The organism is Enterobacter cloacae complex sp. ECNIH7, from assembly GCF_002208095.1.
GTDB classification, from domain to species: domain Bacteria; phylum Pseudomonadota; class Gammaproteobacteria; order Enterobacterales; family Enterobacteriaceae; genus Enterobacter; species Enterobacter cloacae_M.
The window spans coordinates 660,403-677,893 of the sequence record NZ_CP017990.1 but is presented as its reverse complement, the minus strand read 5'-3'; the positions used below and the strand labels follow the sequence as shown (position 1 = coordinate 677,893).

The window sequence follows — 17,491 nt, the reverse complement described above, 5'->3', positions numbered from 1 at the left end:
ACTTTCAACCACTCATTCATTTACCGTCCTTTACACGCGCGAGGATCTGGCACGATCGCTCCAGCATTAATCAATACCTCCTCACAACGAACCCTGACCCTTTTTTCTTTACATAAAAAACCAGGTCTTACTATGGATACTAAAAAACTACTGAAGCACGTGCCCTGGGCCTTACTCGGGATCCTCGGCGCTTTTTGTCTGGCGGTTGTCGCATTACGCCGGGGCGAACACGTAAGCGCCCTGTGGATCGTGGTCGCGTCGGTTTCCGTCTATCTTGTTGCTTATCGCTACTACAGCTTGTACATCGCGCAGAAGGTCATGAAGCTCGACCCGACGCGCGCCACCCCGGCGGTCATTAACAATGACGGCCTGAACTACGTGCCAACCAACCGCTACGTGCTGTTTGGTCACCACTTTGCCGCTATCGCCGGCGCAGGCCCGCTGGTGGGCCCGGTGCTGGCCGCGCAGATGGGCTACCTTCCGGGAACCCTGTGGCTGCTCGCCGGCGTGGTGCTGGCGGGTGCGGTGCAGGACTTTATGGTGCTGTTTATCTCTTCTCGCCGTAACGGCGCCTCTCTGGGTGAGATGGTCAAAGAAGAGATGGGCCGCGTGCCGGGGACTATCGCCCTGTTCGGCTGCTTCCTGATTATGATCATCATCCTCGCGGTGCTGGCCCTGATCGTGGTGAAAGCGCTGGCCGAAAGCCCGTGGGGTGTCTTCACCGTATGCTCAACCGTGCCGATTGCGCTGTTCATGGGTATCTACATGCGCTTCCTGCGTCCGGGACGCGTGGGCGAAGTGTCGGTGATTGGTATCGTGCTGCTGGTGGCCTCCATCTACTTCGGCGGCGTGATTGCGCACGACCCGTACTGGGGCCCGGCGCTGACCTTCAAGGACACCACCATTACCTTCGCGCTGATTGGCTATGCGTTTATCTCCGCGCTGCTGCCGGTCTGGCTGATTCTGGCCCCGCGTGACTACCTCGCGACCTTCCTGAAAATCGGCGTTATCGTCGGTCTGGCGATCGGCATCCTGGTGATTAACCCGGATCTGAAAATGCCGGCAGTGACCCAGTACATCGACGGTACCGGCCCGCTGTGGAAAGGCGCCCTGTTCCCGTTCCTGTTCATCACCATCGCCTGCGGTGCGGTCTCCGGCTTCCACGCCCTGATTGCCTCCGGTACCACGCCTAAGCTGCTGGCGAACGAGAAAGACGCGCGTCTAATCGGCTACGGCGCAATGCTGATGGAGTCCTTCGTGGCGATCATGGCGCTGGTTGCCGCGTCTATCATCGAACCGGGTCTCTACTTCGCGATGAACACCCCACCGGCGGGCCTCGGCATCACCATGCCAAACCTGCACGAAATGGGCGGCGACAACGCGGCGCTGATTATGGCGCAGCTGAAGGACGCGAGCGCACACGCGGCGGCGACCGTTAGCTCCTGGGGCTTCGTGATTTCGCCAGAGCAAATCATGCAGACGGCGAAGGACATCGGCGAACCGTCCGTGCTGAACCGCGCCGGTGGTGCACCGACGCTGGCGGTGGGTATCGCACACGTGTTCCACAAGGTGCTGCCGTGGGCGGACATGGGCTTCTGGTACCACTTCGGTATTTTGTTCGAAGCGCTTTTCATCCTGACCGCGCTGGACGCCGGTACCCGTGCGGGCCGCTTCATGCTGCAGGACCTGCTCGGTAACTTCGTGCCGTTCCTGAAGAAAACCGACTCTCTGGTAGCGGGCATTCTGGGTACTGCGGGCTGCGTCGGACTGTGGGGCTACCTGCTGTATCAGGGCGTTGTCGACCCGCTCGGCGGCGTGAAGAGCCTGTGGCCGCTGTTCGGTATCTCTAACCAGATGCTCGCAGCCGTTGCTCTGGTGCTGGGTACCGTGGTCCTCGTGAAGATGAAGCGCACCAAATACATCTGGGTAACCGTTGTTCCTGCGCTGTGGCTGCTGCTCTGCACCACCTGGGCGCTTGGCCTGAAGCTCTTCAGCGCCAACCCGCAGCTGGAAGGCTTCTTCTTCATGGCTAACCAGTACAAAGAGAAGATTGCCGCAGGCGGCGCGGACCTGACCGCGCAGCAGATTGCCAACATGAACCATATCGTGGTGAACAACTACACCAACGCGGGTCTGAGCATTCTGTTCCTGGTGGTGGTGTACAGCATCATCTTCTACGGCATCAAAACCTGGCTGAACGTTCGCAACGCCGACGGCCGTACGGATAAAGAAACCCCGTACGTGCCGGTGCCGGAAGGCGGCGTGAAGACCTCTTCACACCATTAATCCGCAATCCCAGCCCTCTCCCTTTGGGAGAGGGCTGGGATGAGGGAAACATAAGCCCAGCGGACTCACATCGCCGGGCTTTTTCTGTCTGGAACCCACAATGTTTGGTAACTTAGGCGAAGCAAAAAAATACCTCGGTCAGGCGGCGAAAATGCTGATTGGCATTCCGGACTATGACAACTACGTTGAGCACATGAAGACCAACCATCCGGATAAGCCGTACATGACCTACACCGAATTCTTCCGCGAGCGTCAGGAAGCGCGCTACGGCGGAAGTGGAGAAGGCGGCGTCCGCTGCTGCTAAAGGAGAGACCATGACCCCGATTGCCGTTACCCTGCTGACCGGTTTTCTCGGCGCCGGTAAAACCACCCTGCTGCGCCACATCCTGAACGAACAGCATGGCTTCAAAATCGCCGTCATCGAAAACGAATTCGGTGAGGTCTCCGTTGACGATCAATTGATCGGCGATCGCGCCACCCAGATCAAAACTCTGACCAACGGCTGCATCTGCTGCACCCGCTCTAACGAATTAGAAGACGCCCTGCTGGACCTGCTTGACAGCCGCGATCGCGGCGAGATCGACTTTGACCGCCTGGTGATCGAATGCACCGGCATGGCCGACCCCGGCCCGATTATTCAGACCTTTTTCTCTCACGAGATCCTCTGCCAGCGCTACCTGCTGGACGGCGTGATTGCCCTCGTCGACGCGGTTCACGCCGACGAGCAGATGAACCAGTTCACCATCGCCCAGTCTCAGGTGGGCTACGCCGACCGCATCCTGCTGACCAAAACCGACGTGGCGGGCGAAAGCGAAAAACTGCGCGAGCGCCTGACGCGTATTAACTCCCGCGCGCCGGTTTACACGGTGACGCACGGCGACATCAATCTGTCTCAGCTGTTCAACACCAACGGCTTTATGCTGGAAGAGAACGTCACCGCGAAACCGCGCTTCCACTTTATGGGAGATAAGCAAAACGACGTTGCGTCGATTGTGGTCGAGCTGGACTACCCGGTGGACATCGGCGAGGTTTCGCGCGTGATGGAAAACCTGCTGCTGTCGTTTGCCGACAAGCTGCTGCGCTACAAAGGGATGCTGTGGATTGACGGCGAGCCGAACCGCCTGCTGTTCCAGGGCGTACAGCGCCTGTACAGCGCCGACTGGGATCGCCCCTGGGGCGAGGAAGCGCCGCGCAGCGTGATGGTGTTTATAGGCATACAGCTTCCGGAAGAAGAAATTCGGGCGGCGTTTGCGGGGCTGAAGAAATAACCGCTATGCATCTCCTCTCCCCTGTGGGGCTGAGGGATCCCCGGTAATTTTTTAACCTGAAGCGATGAATGTTGCTTCAGAAAAATTAATGGCTTACAGCGATGCCCTGGTCCGGCTGTAAATCGCCGAGGCGTTTCCGTAAGGCCGGGGCGAGGCGCAGGGATGCGCCGAGAGGGCGTGGCCTGCAGGGATGCAGGCTCATGCCCGACCCGATAGCCTGAAGGAATAAGCTGAGGACAAAATTGCCGGGAGCAATTTTGGACAGCGCCTGCGCTGGCCCTGAAAGGGTGAGCCCCAGGGATGGGGCGAGCAATCCGCGAAGCGGCGATTTACCGCCGGGAGCCCGGGTCGCCAGGGTGGTGGCGATTGAGCCACCCTGGCACGTTCACAGGTCATGCCGTTACAGAGTAGCAAGGAACATAGAGTGAACGGAATAACCTCCACAGCCGTATGTTCCCCCTCACCCCAGCCCTCTCCCTCAAGGGAGAGGGAGCCGTCTGTGCAGGCATTATCTTGTGGGGATACCCCAGCCTTTAGCAAGAAGGGTAAACTTATTTCACCGCTTCCGGCAGCGTCACAATCCACAGCTCGCTGTCCGACTCCGGCTTTTTCAGCGGCTTCACGCTGAGCGTGGTTTCCACCGGTTTATCATCCAGCGTCAGCTTGCCTTCCGCGTTCACCCGATAATCCTTGAGCTTCTTGCCCTCGACCGGGTTTTGCATCGCCACCTTCACGCCAAAGTCGTTATCGTTCGCCACCGCAAGCGTTTTGCTGTCGATCAGCGCCAGCCCTTCGGCCTTCTCCTGCTGCCAGCCCAGCGCGCGCAGATCGACCACCTGCGTTTTTGCCGCAAGGGTAATGCCGCGCTGCGCCAGGGTTTTCTCATCATCAAACTCCGGGTATTCGCCCGGCTTGTCGAAGGCGGTCAGGTCGCTCGCCTTGCTGAGATCCACCTTGTAGATAAGGTTACGCATGCCGTCGTTTTTATCGCTTCCCTGCTCAATCAGCAGGATGTGCTGGTCATCGAGCGCCACGATGTCGCCGATTTTGGCGTCGCTGTTTTTGCTGTAGGCCGCGCTGTCGATAGGGTAACCGTACATCGCCGTTTTCCCGGTTGCCGGGTCGAAGCTCACCAGACGCGTAAACAGCGCCTGCTTTTTGCTCTTACCGTCGATATCCAGCGTGCTTTGCACGGCGGCGATAATACGCCCGTCCGGCATCCGGGTCAGGCCTTCAAAGCCCCGGTTCGCCTGGCGCCATTTGATAATGTTTGGCAGGCCGCCCGCGATGGATTTCTCCCCTTCCGCCGCCTGCGGCCCGTGGATCGCCAGGATCTTCCCTTTGCCGTCGACGTTAATCAGGAAAGGGCCGTACTCGTCGCACAGCCAGTAGCCGCCTTTCCCGTCCGGCGTGATGCCTTCCGTATCCAGCCCGCGGTTGTCACCCTTGAGCGTCTTTAAGGTATCGCTGAAGGCCACTTCGTTAGTGGAGCCAATCACACCGCTTTGCAGCGGCAGACCGTTAATTTCGCCTTTATCGTCATGCAGCGGACGGGCATCAACCGCCTCCGCTTTGCCGTTCTGGACGCGGATGGTCATCAGCAGCGGCGCGAAATCTGGCGTGACAAATATTTTGGCTTCGTTTTTACCCATTTTTGGCGCATCGGCGTTTGGACCGCGATCGGTCACGGTCGCAAAGGTCAGGGCATCACCCTGCTTGCCCGTAAACAGCAGGCCAGAACCGATTCCCACGGGCAGTCCGTTCGGAAACGCGCTGGCAAACGCGCCGCTGTAGCTCACGTGGGAGCCTTCAGGGAAGCTGACGACATAGCGCTCAGCAGTGGGCTGCGCCGCCAGGCCAGAGAAAGAGAGCGTACAGCCGATTAGAACAGGAATAATTTTTCTTTTCATATTGTTAGCATCCAGTTAGTGAAGCCAACAACGTAAAGAATAAACGTGTCAGAAAAATGACATGGAAGGGAAACCGGCCTGCGCGATTGAACGTATATTCATCGCTCGAAATGTAAGGCTTTGTTGTTTTGTGTGACAGGTGAAATATTTTTGGAAATTATTAGAAACCCAATTAATTCATCTCAAATCACTATCCCCGCCTCGTTCAGTTTATGTTTAGTCAAAAAACTAAACGGTTCCTAAACGCTAAAAACATCCCCTGTTGACACCCCGACAATCAAACATCATTGCAACAACTTCAATAAAAAAGTTAACAATATCAGTATAAAACCGCGATTTATATCACATTTGCAGTCATTAACATCGCTTGTTAAGGTGCGCCCAGATGAATTTAATGACGAGGCAAAAAACATGAAAAAACTGAATTTCCTTCTTCTTTCTGCTCTGGCTGCCGTATCGGGTTCCGCACTGGCGATGGGCGGCACCGTTGAGCAGGGTAAAAACTTTACCAACCTCAATCTGGAAATGGGGAAATCCTCATCCGGTGTTTATCTCGAAAGCAACTGGCTCAAAAACACCGATGACGGTACCCAGACCGGGGGCGTGGGCGCAGGCTACAACCTGGGTCTTGGCCCGGTGATGCTGAATGCGGGTGCAAAAGCCATCTACCTCGGCCCGAAAAAAGGCGATAACGGCGTGGCGTTCCCGATTGGCGGCGGCGTAAACGTTGCCCTGACCGACAGCATCCACGTGTACGGTGAAGGCTATGTCGCACCAGAAGGCCTGAACAACAGCGTGAAAAACTACGTCGAAGCCAACGGCGGCGTAAGCTGGACGCCAATTACGCCAGTGACCCTGAAAGTGGGTTACCGCCACGTGAGCGTGGACGGTAAAGACGGTCGTCCTGGCCACACGCTGATTGACGGCGCATACGTAGGCGGTGGAGTCACCTTCTGATGAAACACCGCATGACCGCGCTTTGCGTTCTGAGCCTCACGCTGATGCTCACCGGCTGCGTCCAGTACAAATGGGTGAAACCGGGCGTCAGCGATGCTGAGATGAATAAAAAGCTCACGGAATGCGAAGCGCAGGCGCTGATCGATCTACCCCCGGATAACGTCGTGACCGGTTCGAGTTCGGAAAAAACGGACAAAAAGAACAAGAAAAAGGATATTTCCACGAGCTACACGGTTGAAGACGCGAATGAATATCGCCGGGATACGCTAGTCGACAGCTGCATGTTCAAAAGCGGCTGGGACAAGATCGAAGTCAAATAATCCCCCTTTTAAAAAAACCTGCCGGATGGCAGGTTTTTTATTATCTCTTACTTACGCACCACCACCAGCTTCTGGTTCACAAACTCTTTGATCCCCAGATCCGACAGCTCGCGTCCGTAGCCGGAGCGCTTCACCCCGCCGAACGGCAGCTCCGGTGCGGTATCGGTGAGCCAGTTGATGTACACCATCCCGGTCTCAATCCGTGACGCCATTTTCTTCGCGCGCTCGATATTATGACTAAATACCGCCCCGCCAAGGCCGTAGTGGGAGTCGTTAGCCAGCGCGACCGCCTCGTCGTCGCTTTTCACGACGTAAATCTGCGCTACCGGGCCGAAGAACTCTTCGAAATACGCCGGGTTATCGCGGGAGATATTCGTCAGGATCGTCGGTTCGAAAAAGCTCCCGTCGCGCTGTACCGGTTTGCCGCCATAGTGCAGCGTCGCACCGTTTTTCACCGCCTCGTTAACCTGTTTGGTCAGCGTTTCCAGCGCATCTTTGGAAGAGAGCGGCCCCAGCGTGGTGCTTTCGTCCAGCGGATCGCCAATCTTCACCTGCTTAAACGCCTCGGTGAATTTGCTCAGGAAGGCATCCGCAATCTTTTCATGCAGGATAAAGCGCTTCGCCGCGGTGCAGACCTGCCCGGCGTTGTTGAGCCGCGCGTTAACGCCAATTTTCACGGCCTTCTCAAGGTCTGAGTCATCCAGCACCACGAACACGTCGTTACCGCCCAGCTCCAGCGTGGATTTCTTGATATGCTTCGCCGCCTGCGTGGCCACCACGCTGCCGGCCTTTTCGGAGCCGGTTAATGCGGCGCCCTGCACGCGATCGTCAGCAATGATATTCGCCACCTGCTCGGACGAAATAAACAGGTTGGTCCACGCCCCTTCCGGTGCGCCCGCCTCGCGCACCAGATGGGCAAAGGTCTCGGCGCAGTGCGGTACGATGCTGGCATGCTTGGCGATGACGGGGTTCCCCGCCGCCAGGTTTGGCGCCAGCACGCGCATCAGCTGGTAGTACGGGAAGTTCCACGGCTCAACGGCCATCAGCACGCCAATCGGGTGATGCTCCACCCAGGCTTCACCGAGCTCAGAGTTGTACTTCACCGGGGCCAGGAACTGCTTCGCGTTGTCGGCGTAGTAGCGCGCGATCTGCGCGCACAGCTTCACCTCGCCGCGGCTCTGTTCGATGAGCTTACCCATCTCCTGGCTGGCGATTTTAGCCAGATCCTCCACGCGCTCGTCGATCAGATCGGCAAGCTTATGCAGCACCGGCAGGCGCTGGCTGATGTCGCCTTTCGCCCAGTCCGAATGATAAAGCGCATCGGCCGCCTTCAGCGCCGCTTCGATATCCGCGTCGGTATGCGAGGGGTATTCTTTGATGAGCTGGTTAGTGGCAGGGTTTACTGTCTGATAAGCCATGTCGAATCTCCTTGTTTTACCGCTTAGGGTATTAAGGGTAGTCAACATGACTGGTCGTGGGCGTAAAGTTGGGTATATCCGGAAGGTTCTTAATGAAGCGCTGCCAGAGGGGTCGCTGACGTGGTATAAAAAATCTTCAGAAGGAGCGCCCATGACCGATACCCGACATATCCGCCAGACTTTTCACCGCACCTCAGGCCTTGAGCTGCGCAGCACGTGGCGGAGCACGCAGGCGTACAAACGCCATAGTCACCCTCAGCTCTCTATCGGCGCGATTATGGAAGGCCAGACCTGCTGCGTGTGCCATGACAGAGAATACATCCTTAGCCCCGGGGACCTCATTGTGATCCCGGCCTGTACGCCGCATAGCTGTAACCCCGTCGCCGGGCAACCGCGCAGCTATCATATGCTCTACATCGACACCGGGCTTCCGCTGGCGCTCCAGGTGATTCGCGACCCTACGCTCTTTAAGCGCTACCTTGATATTGTTGAGACGATGTCGCCTGCGTCCGTGGATACGCTGCTTTCAGCTCTTCCCCGATGCGAGAAAAACGCAGATGCGCTTCGCTCAACCAGCCAGCACGTGCGGCAGGCGTTTCTTGCCGACCTGGCCGCACCGCCTTCCCTCGACGAGCTTGCCCAACGCTTCTCGCTGCGCAAGGAGACGCTGATCCGCACCTTCAGGCAGGACACCGGCCTGACGCCGGGCAGCTTTCTCAACATCTCCCGCGTGGAATTCGCCAAAGCGCGGCTGCGCGCCGGGGATGATATTGCCGACGTTGGCTACCAGAGCGGCTTTGCCGACCAGAGCCATTTTCATAAGACCTTCGTCAGCTATACCGCCGCCACGCCGCGCCAGTACGCGACGGGCCGATCAATATCAGACAATAAATAGGTTCTGCAGCGCCGTAGTCTGACCGCAGATTATTTACTGAGGTCGCTATGGAACTGTTATTCCCTTCCGCTTTTCTCGCCCTGGCGCTGGCGCATTTTGTTGCCCTGCTAAGCCCGGGCCCGGATTTCTTCCTGCTGGTGGGCTACGCCGCGCGCTACCGGCTGCGCGGCAGCGCCGGATTGTGCGTCGGCATCGCCGCGGGCAACGCGCTCTATATTGTTCTGGTGATTATCGGCTGGAGCGCGCTGCGCCAGTTTACGTGGCTGTTTACGCTGATCGAGCTTTGCGGGGCGCTGTACCTGATGTGGATCGGATCGCATCTGATTCGCAGCCGCCAGCAGTCGCTGGCGCTGAATGAAACCCACCAGCGCTTCCCGTCGCTGCAAAAGCAGATCCTGCTGGGGCTCGGTTCGGCGCTGTTAAACCCGAAGAACGCGCTGTTCTATCTGGCGCTGATGACGGCCTTGCTGGGGCCGGACGTAACGCTGCTTCAGCAGGCGACCTGCGGCGTCTGGATGGTGATGGTGGTGCTGGCGTGGGATTTAGCGCTGGTGTCGCTGTTGGGGCTATCGGCGGTACAACAGAAGCTCAGCCGTTCGCTGTGGCTGATTGAGCGCACGGCGGGGGTGGTGCTGATGGGGTTTGGGGGATGGGTGCTGTGGCGGCTGGCTATGGAGTAGTGTTTTGCCCGCATAGAAAACCTATAAAGCCATTATTACCTTACAAAATAAGTGACTTAGTTATTAGTATTTCTTCCCTGAAGTGGCAAGCTAAAGCCACAGCAATCGTTAAGGGAACAACGTGAAAAATTACAAAGTTATTACGCCACTTTTTCCAACCTATGCGCAGATTCAGGCAATGATGAAAGCCGTCTCCGGCTATTCGGTGAATTCTGTACGTAACATGATCAATGCAATTCAGGAACAAACCGGCACGCCGCAAAACCCGGTTGACTGGTCCGAACCTGATATGTGGATCAACGAACGCCTGAAAGGCGAAGATGCTGAGATCGCGCTGCGGATCTGGAATCAGGATAACCACATCCTCAATCCGCGCCATAGTTACGGTAGCTATTTGTTTCTAAACTCTTCGGTCTTCGAACTGATGGAAACGACGCCGAAAGATACCTGGGTACCCACCGAGAGCGGGCAGCAATTTCTGAATAATGATGATGCCACATTACGCACGCTGGACGACAAAGAAGGGTTACTGCAACTTCTTGAACTGCTGGCGGGACGTGAAATGTCCCGTCGTGCTGACTTACTCCCGGAATGGCAGGCTTTTTTACACCAGCATTCAAAGTTCGCTTCTACCAGTTCTATCAAAAGCACGCTCTACTCGCGCCTCTACAACCTGATCGATCGCGATATGGTCGCCCGTGAAGGGATGAGTTACTACATCACCGATAAAGGCCGGGCATGGTTAGCGAATGCGTTACCGGCCCGAAAAGCCGATCCGCGAAAAGAACTTCTGGACGCGGTGAAGCGTTACAACCAACAGCAAAAAGAGCAGCTACGCGAACAGATCAGCACCATGAATCCCTACAAGTTTGAGCATCTGATTGGTCAACTTCTGGAGGCGATGGGTTATGAACAGGTGGAAGTGACCAAAGCGTCAGGCGATAAGGGTGTCGATGTCGTCGGCAGAGTACAGGTGGGCATTACCACCATCACGGAAGTGGTGCAGGTTAAGCGTATGCAGAGCAATATTACCCGCCCTGTTATCGACCAGTTACGTGGCGCGTTGCCTTATCACAGCGCGATCCGGGGCACACTCATCACCACGGGGCGTTTTGCCGGGAATTGTGAAAAAGCGGCTCTGCATCCCGGTGCCGCACCGATTACCTTGATAGATGGTGACCGGCTGTTAGAACTGCTGATTGAGAATAATGTCGGCATTCGACGCAGTAATGCGGTGGAGTTGCTGGATGTGGATTTACAGCTTTTTGATGAACTGGAAGAGGGATTAAAAGGCGAAATTTAACGTCTTAATCGCTACAATAGACGCCAAATTTTTCCTGATTGAGTTCATCATGGCCAAAGCACCAGCAAAAAAAGCCAAAGCAAAGAAAGGCTTTGAAGACACATTATGGGATACCGCGAACCAGCTTCGCGGTAGCGTTGAATCCTCTGAGTACAAGCACGTGGTACTGAGCCTCGTGTTCTTGAAATTTATCAGCGATAAATTCGAGGCCCGTCGTCAAAAAATGAAGGACGAAGGCCAGGGAGACTTCCTGGAAATGGAAGTCTTCTATCAGCAGGACAATATCTTCTACCTGCCGGAAGAGGCGCGCTGGTCGTTCATTAAACAGAACGCCAAGCAGGATAATCTCGCCGTTCTGATTGATACCGCTCTCTCGACCATTGAGAAGCGCAACCCGACGCTGAAAGGCGCGCTGCCGGATAACTACTTCAGCCGTCAGGATCTGGAGACCAAGAAGCTGGCATCGCTGATCGACACTATCGACAACATCGAAACGCTGGCACACGAAACCGACGTTGAAGCGCTGTCGAAAGAAGACCTGGTCGGCCGCGTGTACGAATACTTCCTCGGCAAGTTTGCCGCCACCGAAGGCAAAGGCGGCGGCGAGTTCTATACGCCAAAATGCGTGGTGACGTTGCTGACCGAAATGCTCGAACCGTTCCAGGGCAAAATCTATGACCCATGCTGCGGCTCGGCGGGGATGTTTGTCCAGTCGGTGAAGTTCGTCGAAAGCCACCAGGGTAAAAGCCGCGATATCGCCCTGTACGGTCAGGAGCTGACGGCCACCACCTACAAGCTGGCGAAGATGAACCTCGCGATTCGCGGCCTGTCAGCCAATCTTGGCGAACGTCCTGCGGACACCTTTTTCAACGACCAGCACCCGGATTTAAAAGCCGACTACATTCTGGCCAACCCGCCGTTTAACCTCAAAGACTGGCGTAACGACGCCGAGCTGACCAACGATCCGCGCTTCGCAGGCTACCGCACGCCGCCAACCGGTAACGCCAACTACGGCTGGATTTTGCACATGCTCTCCAAGCTGTCGGCCAACGGTACCGCCGGTTTTGTGCTGGCAAACGGCTCCATGAGCTCCAACACCAGCGGCGAAGGCGAGATCCGCGCGCAGATGGTCGAAAACGATCTGATCGACTGCATGATCGCCCTGCCCGGCCAGCTGTTCTACACCACCCAGATCCCGGTCTGCCTGTGGTTTATGACAAAATCGAAGGCGGACGACCCCGCCAAAGGCTACCGCAACCGTCAGGGTGAAACGCTGTTTATTGATGCGCGTAACCTCGGCACCATGATGAACCGCACCACCAAAGAACTGACGGCGGATGATATCGCCACCATCGCAGATACTTACCATGCGTGGCGCAGTACGCCGGAAGAGCTGGCTGAACGCGTTAAGCGCGGCGACAGCAGGCTGGCGAAATACCAAGACAAGGCTGGGTTCTGCAAAGTCGCCACCATTGAAGAGATCAAGGCTAACGACTATGTGCTGACCCCGGGTCGTTACGTGGGTGCCGTCGAGCAGGAAGATGACGGCGTGGTGTTTGAAACTAAAATGAGAGAGTTGTCGAAGACGTTGTTTGAGCAGATGAAGCAGGCGGAAGAGCTTGATAAAGCGATTCGTAAGAACCTGGAGGCATTAGGTTATGGGCTTTGAGTTTCAGTTATTAGAACATGCAGGAATACAATTAATTGATGGTGACAGAGGTAAAAACTATCCTAAACATAATGATTTTATGGAGAAAGGCCATTGTCTTTTTCTATCGGCTAAAAATGTAACGAAATCTGGTTTTCAGTTTCAAGAAACTGCATTTATAAATGCAATTAAGGATTCTCAATTAAAAGCGGGAAAACTCAGACATGATGACATTGTTCTTACAACCCGTGGTACCGTTGGTAATGTTGCGTATTATGATAGTACAAATCCTTATAAACATATTAGAATAAATTCCGGGATGATTATCATACGAGCTGATGATAAATTATGGAATCCAAAGTTTTTATACCTCATATTAACATCCGTTTTTTTGCAAGAACAAATAGTTAATCTTATTTCTGGTTCAGCTGTACCACAACTACCTGCCAGAGATATTAAAAAATTTATCCTTCCTATTATTAATAAAGACATTCAGAATAAAATTGTTAATACAATATCAGTTTTTAGTGATAAGATTAACATAAATATTGGTATGAGCCGAACACTGGAACAAATGTCCCAAACCCTTTTCAAATCCTGGTTTGTGGATTTCGACCCGGTGATTGATAATGCGCTGGATGCGGGAAATCTCATCCCGGAAGTGCTGCAATCTCGCGCCGAACTGCGTCAAAAAGTACGCAATAGTGCAGACTTCAAACCACTTCCGGCGGATGTTTGTGCACTATTTCCGGCAGAGTTTAAAGAAACCGAGCAGGGTTGCGTACCGAAAGGTTGGCTGCTGGAGTCTGTAGCAAAATCTATAAATATAAATCCCACCGTAAGATTATCAAAAAATATAGTCGCAAAGTATGTTGATATGAAATCCTTACCCACACAAGGATATTCAATATCAGATATTATTGAAAAACCATATTCAGGTGGTGCAAAATTCCAAAAAAACGATACCTTATTCGCTCGAATAACTCCTTGTCTGGAAAATGGTAAAACGGGATTTGTGGATTTTTTAGATGAAAATGAGACTGCGTTTGGTTCCACCGAATTTATAGTGATGCGAGGGACTACGAAAGTACACTATACTTATGTGGCTTGTTTAGCCCGAGAAAATAATTTTAGGTTACACGCAATACAAAATATGGTCGGTTCATCTGGTCGTCAACGGGTGCAGAATAGCTGCTTTGACAGTTTTTTCAGTGCAATACCGACACCTTCCGTAATGAGTTTATTTGCCGGTAAAGTCAGTAGCTTTTTTGATAAAATGAATTGCTGTAATTTGGAAAATAAAGCCCTAACTAACCTCCGCGACACCCTGCTCCCCAAACTCATCTCCGGCGAGCTGTCCCTGGAGGATCTGCCAGATTTAGTAGATCAAACCGAAGCCGCATAACGCATTTTTGCCCCTGTAAAATCAGGGGCTTTCTGTTAAGGTTTTCTTCTGTTACAGGAACCCTTACCAGAAAACCAGCCAGGGCCGGAGCGGGATATGCATCTCTCATTCAGTGAAGCGAAGTTAGAACAGGCAATAATTGAACTGTTACAGGAGCAGGGCTACCAGCACCTGACAGGCGACAATATGCCGCGTTCCAGCCTCGATCAGGTGATAATTGAAGACGATCTCCGCCACTATCTCGCTGCTCGCTATCAGGCCGACGGTATAACGGAAGACGAAATCCAGCGGCTGATTAAACAGTTCACTACCCTGCCCGCTTCCGATCTATACGAAAGCAATAAGATCTTTTGTACCTGGCTGGCCAATGGCTTCCTTTTTAAACGTGACGATCGTCAGCAGAAAGATCTCTATATCGAACTGCTCGATACCCGGCACCTGCCCGCCGCACTGCGTGAGCTATTCGATTGCGGAGAGGTGCCGCTGCAACAGGCTGCTGAAACGCCAGCAAGCTATCTTATCCAGCCGTTGAACCGCATTAGGATCGTTAACCAGCTGACCATCACCGGCAAAGAAAACCAGCCGCGTATTCCGGATGGTATTCTCTATATCAACGGCCTCCCGTTGGTGGTGTTTGAATTTAAAAGTGCCGTACGCGAGCAGGAAGCCAATATTGGCGACGCGTATAAGCAGCTATGCACCCGCTATCGTCGCGACATTCCGCAGCTGTTTGTCTATAACGCGCTGTGCATCATCAGCGATGGCGTGAATAACCGCATGGGCAACCTGTTCGCGCCGTATGAGTATTTCTACTCCTGGCGTAAAGTCACCGGTAATGAAAATCGCGAGCAGGACGGCATCCCTTCCCTGCACTCAATGATTCAGGGGCTTTTTCACCCGGTACGCCTGCTGGATGTGATTAAAAACTTTATCTGCTTCCCGGATAAAGCCAAACACGAAGTGAAAATTTGCTGCCGCTACCCGCAGTACTATGCGGCACGCAAGCTCTACTACAGCATTGAGCGAGCGCGTAAACCTTACGGCAATGGTAAAGGCGGCACCTACTTTGGCGCCACGGGCTGCGGTAAGAGTTACACCATGCAGTTCTTAACCCGCCTGCTGATGAAAAGCGTCGATTTTGCCAGCCCGACCATCGTTCTGATCACTGACCGTACCGATCTGGACGATCAGCTCTCCACGCAGATGTGTAATGCCAAAAATTATATCGGTGACGATACCGTGGAGCCCGTCACCAGCCGCGACGATCTGCGGGAAAAGCTGGCCGGTCGTAACAGCGGCGGCGTCTTCCTGACCACCATCCATAAATTTACTGAAGACACCGAATTGCTCTCCGAGCGAAGCAATGTCATCTGTATCTCTGACGAAGCGCACCGCAGCCAGGTCAATCTGGATCAGAAAGTGATCGTCGATAAAGAGAGCGGCAAGGTACGCAAGACCTGGGGCTTCGCCAAATATCTGCACGACTCGCTGCCAGCAGCCACCTATGTCGGTTTCACCGGCACGCCTGTAGATGCCACGCTGGATGTCTTCGGTGCGGTAGTGGACAGCTACACCATGACCGAATCCGTTCAGGATGAGATCACGGTACGCATCGTCTATGAAGGCCGTGCTGCAAAAGTGATCCTGGATGCCAGCAAGCTGGAAGCGGTAGAAAAATATTACGAAGAGTGCGCTAACGCGGGCACCAATGAGTGGCAAATCGACGAAAGTAAAAAAGCCAGCGCTACCATGAACGCGATCCTCGGTGATGAGGATCGCCTGAAGGCGCTGGCGGAAGATTTTGCCAAACATTATGAAAAGCGCGTCGCTGAAGGCTCGACGGTGAAAGGTAAGGCAATGTTTGTCTGCGCCAGCCGGGACATTGCCTGGGATTTGTATCGTCAGTTAAAAGACTGTCGTCCGGCGTGGTTTGAGGTTAAACAGGCCCCTGAAGGGGTTGTGCTTACCGAGCTGGAGCAGAAAGAGCTGCCGCCGTCCGAAATGGTCAAGATGGTGATGACGCGAGGTAAAGACGATGATGCCAAATTGTACGACCTGCTGGGCGGTAAAGAGTACCGTAAACAGCTCGATAAACAGTTCAAAAACGCAAAGTCGAATTTCAAAATCGCTATTGTGGTCGATATGTGGCTGACAGGTTTCGACGTGCCGGAACTGGACACCATTTACATCGATAAGCCTCTGCAAAAACATAACCTGATCCAGACCATCTCCCGTGTTAACCGCAAGCTGGAAGGGAAAAGCAAAGGCCTGGTGGTGGACTATATCGGCATCAAGCGCCAGATGAACCAGGCACTGGCGATGTATTCCCGCATTGATGCCACCAACTTTGAGGACATTCAGCAGTCGGTCATTGAAGTGAAGAACCATCTCGACCTGCTGTCGCAGGTGTTCCACGATTTCGACAGCCGCGCTTACTTTACGGGAGAGCCTCAGGCTCAGCTTGCGTGTCTGAATCAGGCGGCAGAATTTGTCATGCAAACCCAGAAAATAGAACGTCGCTTTATGGGGCTGGTGAAGCGCCTAAAGGCGGCCTACGATGTCTGCTGCGGCAGCGAGGCGTTATCGCAGGCAGAGCGTGATCATATCCATTTCTATCTTGCCGTGCGTTCCATCGTCTTTAAGCTGACCAAGGGTGATGCTCCTGACGTTACCCAGATGAACGCCCGCGTGCGTGAGATGATTTCTGACGCATTAAAGGCAGATGGCGTGGAAGAGCTATTTTTCCTGGGCGATAAGAAAGCGGAATCGATCGATATTTTCGACGAGGATTATCTGGCGCGTATTAATAAGATCAAGCTGCCCGCAACAAAGATCCAGCTTCTGCAGAAACTGCTGGAGAAAGCCATCAGCGACTTTAAAAAAATTAACCAGCTTCAGGGGATCAACTTCACTCGTCGCTTCCAGTCCATTATGGATAGATATAACGAGCGCCGGGAAGACGACGTGCTGAACGGTGAAGAGTTTGATCACTTCAGTCAGGAAATGACCGATATTATCTATGATATTAAAACCGAAATGGGCACTTATGCAGATTTAGGGATTGATATTGAAGAGAAAGCGTTTTACGACATCCTGGCGCATATGCGAGACAAGTATCAGTTTACCTATGAAGACGACAAGATGCTGGCGCTTGCAAAAGAGATGAAAGCAGTCGTTGATAACACGTCGAAGTATCCAGACTGGAGCAAACGTGATGATATCAAAGCCAAACTAAAAGTTGAGTTGATTCTTTTACTGCATAAACATAAGTTCCCTCCGGTTGCAAATGATGATGTATACATGGGGGTACTTGCTCAAGCCGAAAATTTCAAAAGCAACATTCTTTAGGAAACTAATTTTTCAATAAAGCCATCTCTATCATATAAGAGATGGCTAAAAAA

General features: G+C 53.7%; 13 protein-coding genes. 11 read left to right on the top strand and 2 right to left on the bottom strand.

The window, feature by feature from the left end:
• Nucleotides 1-132 precede the first annotated feature (132 nt).
• From WM95_RS03290 to yjiA, 3 genes are all read left to right on the top strand, one after another.
• Nucleotides 133-2,286 carry a carbon starvation CstA family protein gene (locus WM95_RS03290; RefSeq protein WP_023334384.1) on the top strand — a complete coding sequence of 718 codons (2,154 nt, stop codon included), beginning with the start codon at nt 133-135 and terminating at the stop codon, nt 2,284-2,286.
• A 100-nt stretch (nt 2,287-2,386) separates the two neighbouring features.
• The gene (locus WM95_RS03285) at nt 2,387-2,590 is read left to right on the top strand and encodes a YbdD/YjiX family protein (RefSeq protein ID WP_003856610.1); all 204 of its coding nucleotides are present in this window, start codon (nt 2,387-2,389) and stop codon (nt 2,588-2,590) included.
• Nucleotides 2,591-2,600: 10 nt separating this feature from the next.
• Nucleotides 2,601-3,554, top strand: a complete 954-nt coding sequence (yjiA, locus tag WM95_RS03280; RefSeq protein ID WP_063409142.1) for a GTPase — start codon at nt 2,601-2,603, stop codon at nt 3,552-3,554.
• 551 nt (nt 3,555-4,105) lie between these two features.
• Here yjiA and WM95_RS03270 read toward each other — a convergent pair.
• A complete protein-coding gene (locus WM95_RS03270; protein ID WP_063409571.1) occupies nt 4,106-5,464 on the bottom strand; it encodes an esterase-like activity of phytase family protein in 1,359 nt (452 codons plus the stop codon).
• Between the two features lie 411 nt (nt 5,465-5,875).
• On the opposite strand from WM95_RS03270, the gene WM95_RS03265 reads away from it, so the two are divergent.
• Together WM95_RS03265 and WM95_RS03260 are read left to right on the top strand one after the other, a co-directional pair.
• The gene (locus WM95_RS03265; protein WP_063409570.1) at nt 5,876-6,421 is read left to right on the top strand and encodes a YfaZ family outer membrane protein; all 546 of its coding nucleotides are present in this window, start codon (nt 5,876-5,878) and stop codon (nt 6,419-6,421) included.
• On the top strand, nt 6,421-6,741 hold the full coding sequence (locus tag WM95_RS03260; protein WP_023310268.1) for a hypothetical protein: 321 nt from the start codon (nt 6,421-6,423) through the stop codon (nt 6,739-6,741). The genes WM95_RS03265 and WM95_RS03260 overlap by 1 nt, the downstream gene beginning before the upstream one ends.
• 47 nt (nt 6,742-6,788) lie before the next feature.
• On the opposite strand, the gene WM95_RS03255 is transcribed toward WM95_RS03260, so the two are convergent.
• Entirely contained in the window at nt 6,789-8,159 is a 1,371-nt protein-coding gene (locus WM95_RS03255) for an NAD-dependent succinate-semialdehyde dehydrogenase (protein ID WP_063409569.1), read from the bottom strand.
• Between the two features lie 151 nt (nt 8,160-8,310).
• Here WM95_RS03255 and WM95_RS03250 point away from each other — a divergent pair, with 151 nt between their 5' ends.
• The 6 genes from WM95_RS03250 (at nt 8,311) to WM95_RS03225 (ending at nt 17,438) form a co-directional block, all read left to right on the top strand.
• On the top strand, nt 8,311-9,054 hold the full coding sequence (locus WM95_RS03250) for a helix-turn-helix domain-containing protein (protein WP_063409568.1): 744 nt from the start codon (nt 8,311-8,313) through the stop codon (nt 9,052-9,054).
• Nucleotides 9,055-9,101: 47 nt separating this feature from the next.
• Nucleotides 9,102-9,734, top strand: coding sequence for a LysE family translocator (locus tag WM95_RS03245; RefSeq protein ID WP_063409567.1), 633 nt, complete (start codon nt 9,102-9,104; stop codon nt 9,732-9,734).
• Between the two features lie 121 nt (nt 9,735-9,855).
• The gene (locus tag WM95_RS03240; protein WP_059445737.1) at nt 9,856-11,037 is read left to right on the top strand and encodes a restriction endonuclease; all 1,182 of its coding nucleotides are present in this window, start codon (nt 9,856-9,858) and stop codon (nt 11,035-11,037) included.
• A gap of 49 nt (nt 11,038-11,086) precedes the next feature.
• Nucleotides 11,087-12,706 (top strand): type I restriction-modification system subunit M, encoded by a 1,620-nt coding sequence (locus WM95_RS03235; RefSeq protein ID WP_059445736.1) that lies wholly within the window; start codon nt 11,087-11,089, stop codon nt 12,704-12,706.
• Nucleotides 12,696-14,090: a restriction endonuclease subunit S gene (locus tag WM95_RS03230; protein ID WP_059445735.1), complete on the top strand. Its 1,395-nt coding sequence runs from the start codon at nt 12,696-12,698 to the stop codon at nt 14,088-14,090. The genes WM95_RS03235 and WM95_RS03230 overlap by 11 nt, the downstream gene beginning before the upstream one ends.
• Nucleotides 14,091-14,186: 96 nt before the next feature.
• The gene (locus tag WM95_RS03225; RefSeq protein ID WP_059445734.1) at nt 14,187-17,438 is read left to right on the top strand and encodes a type I restriction endonuclease subunit R; all 3,252 of its coding nucleotides are present in this window, start codon (nt 14,187-14,189) and stop codon (nt 17,436-17,438) included.
• The last annotated feature ends 53 nt before the right edge of the window (nt 17,439-17,491 follow it).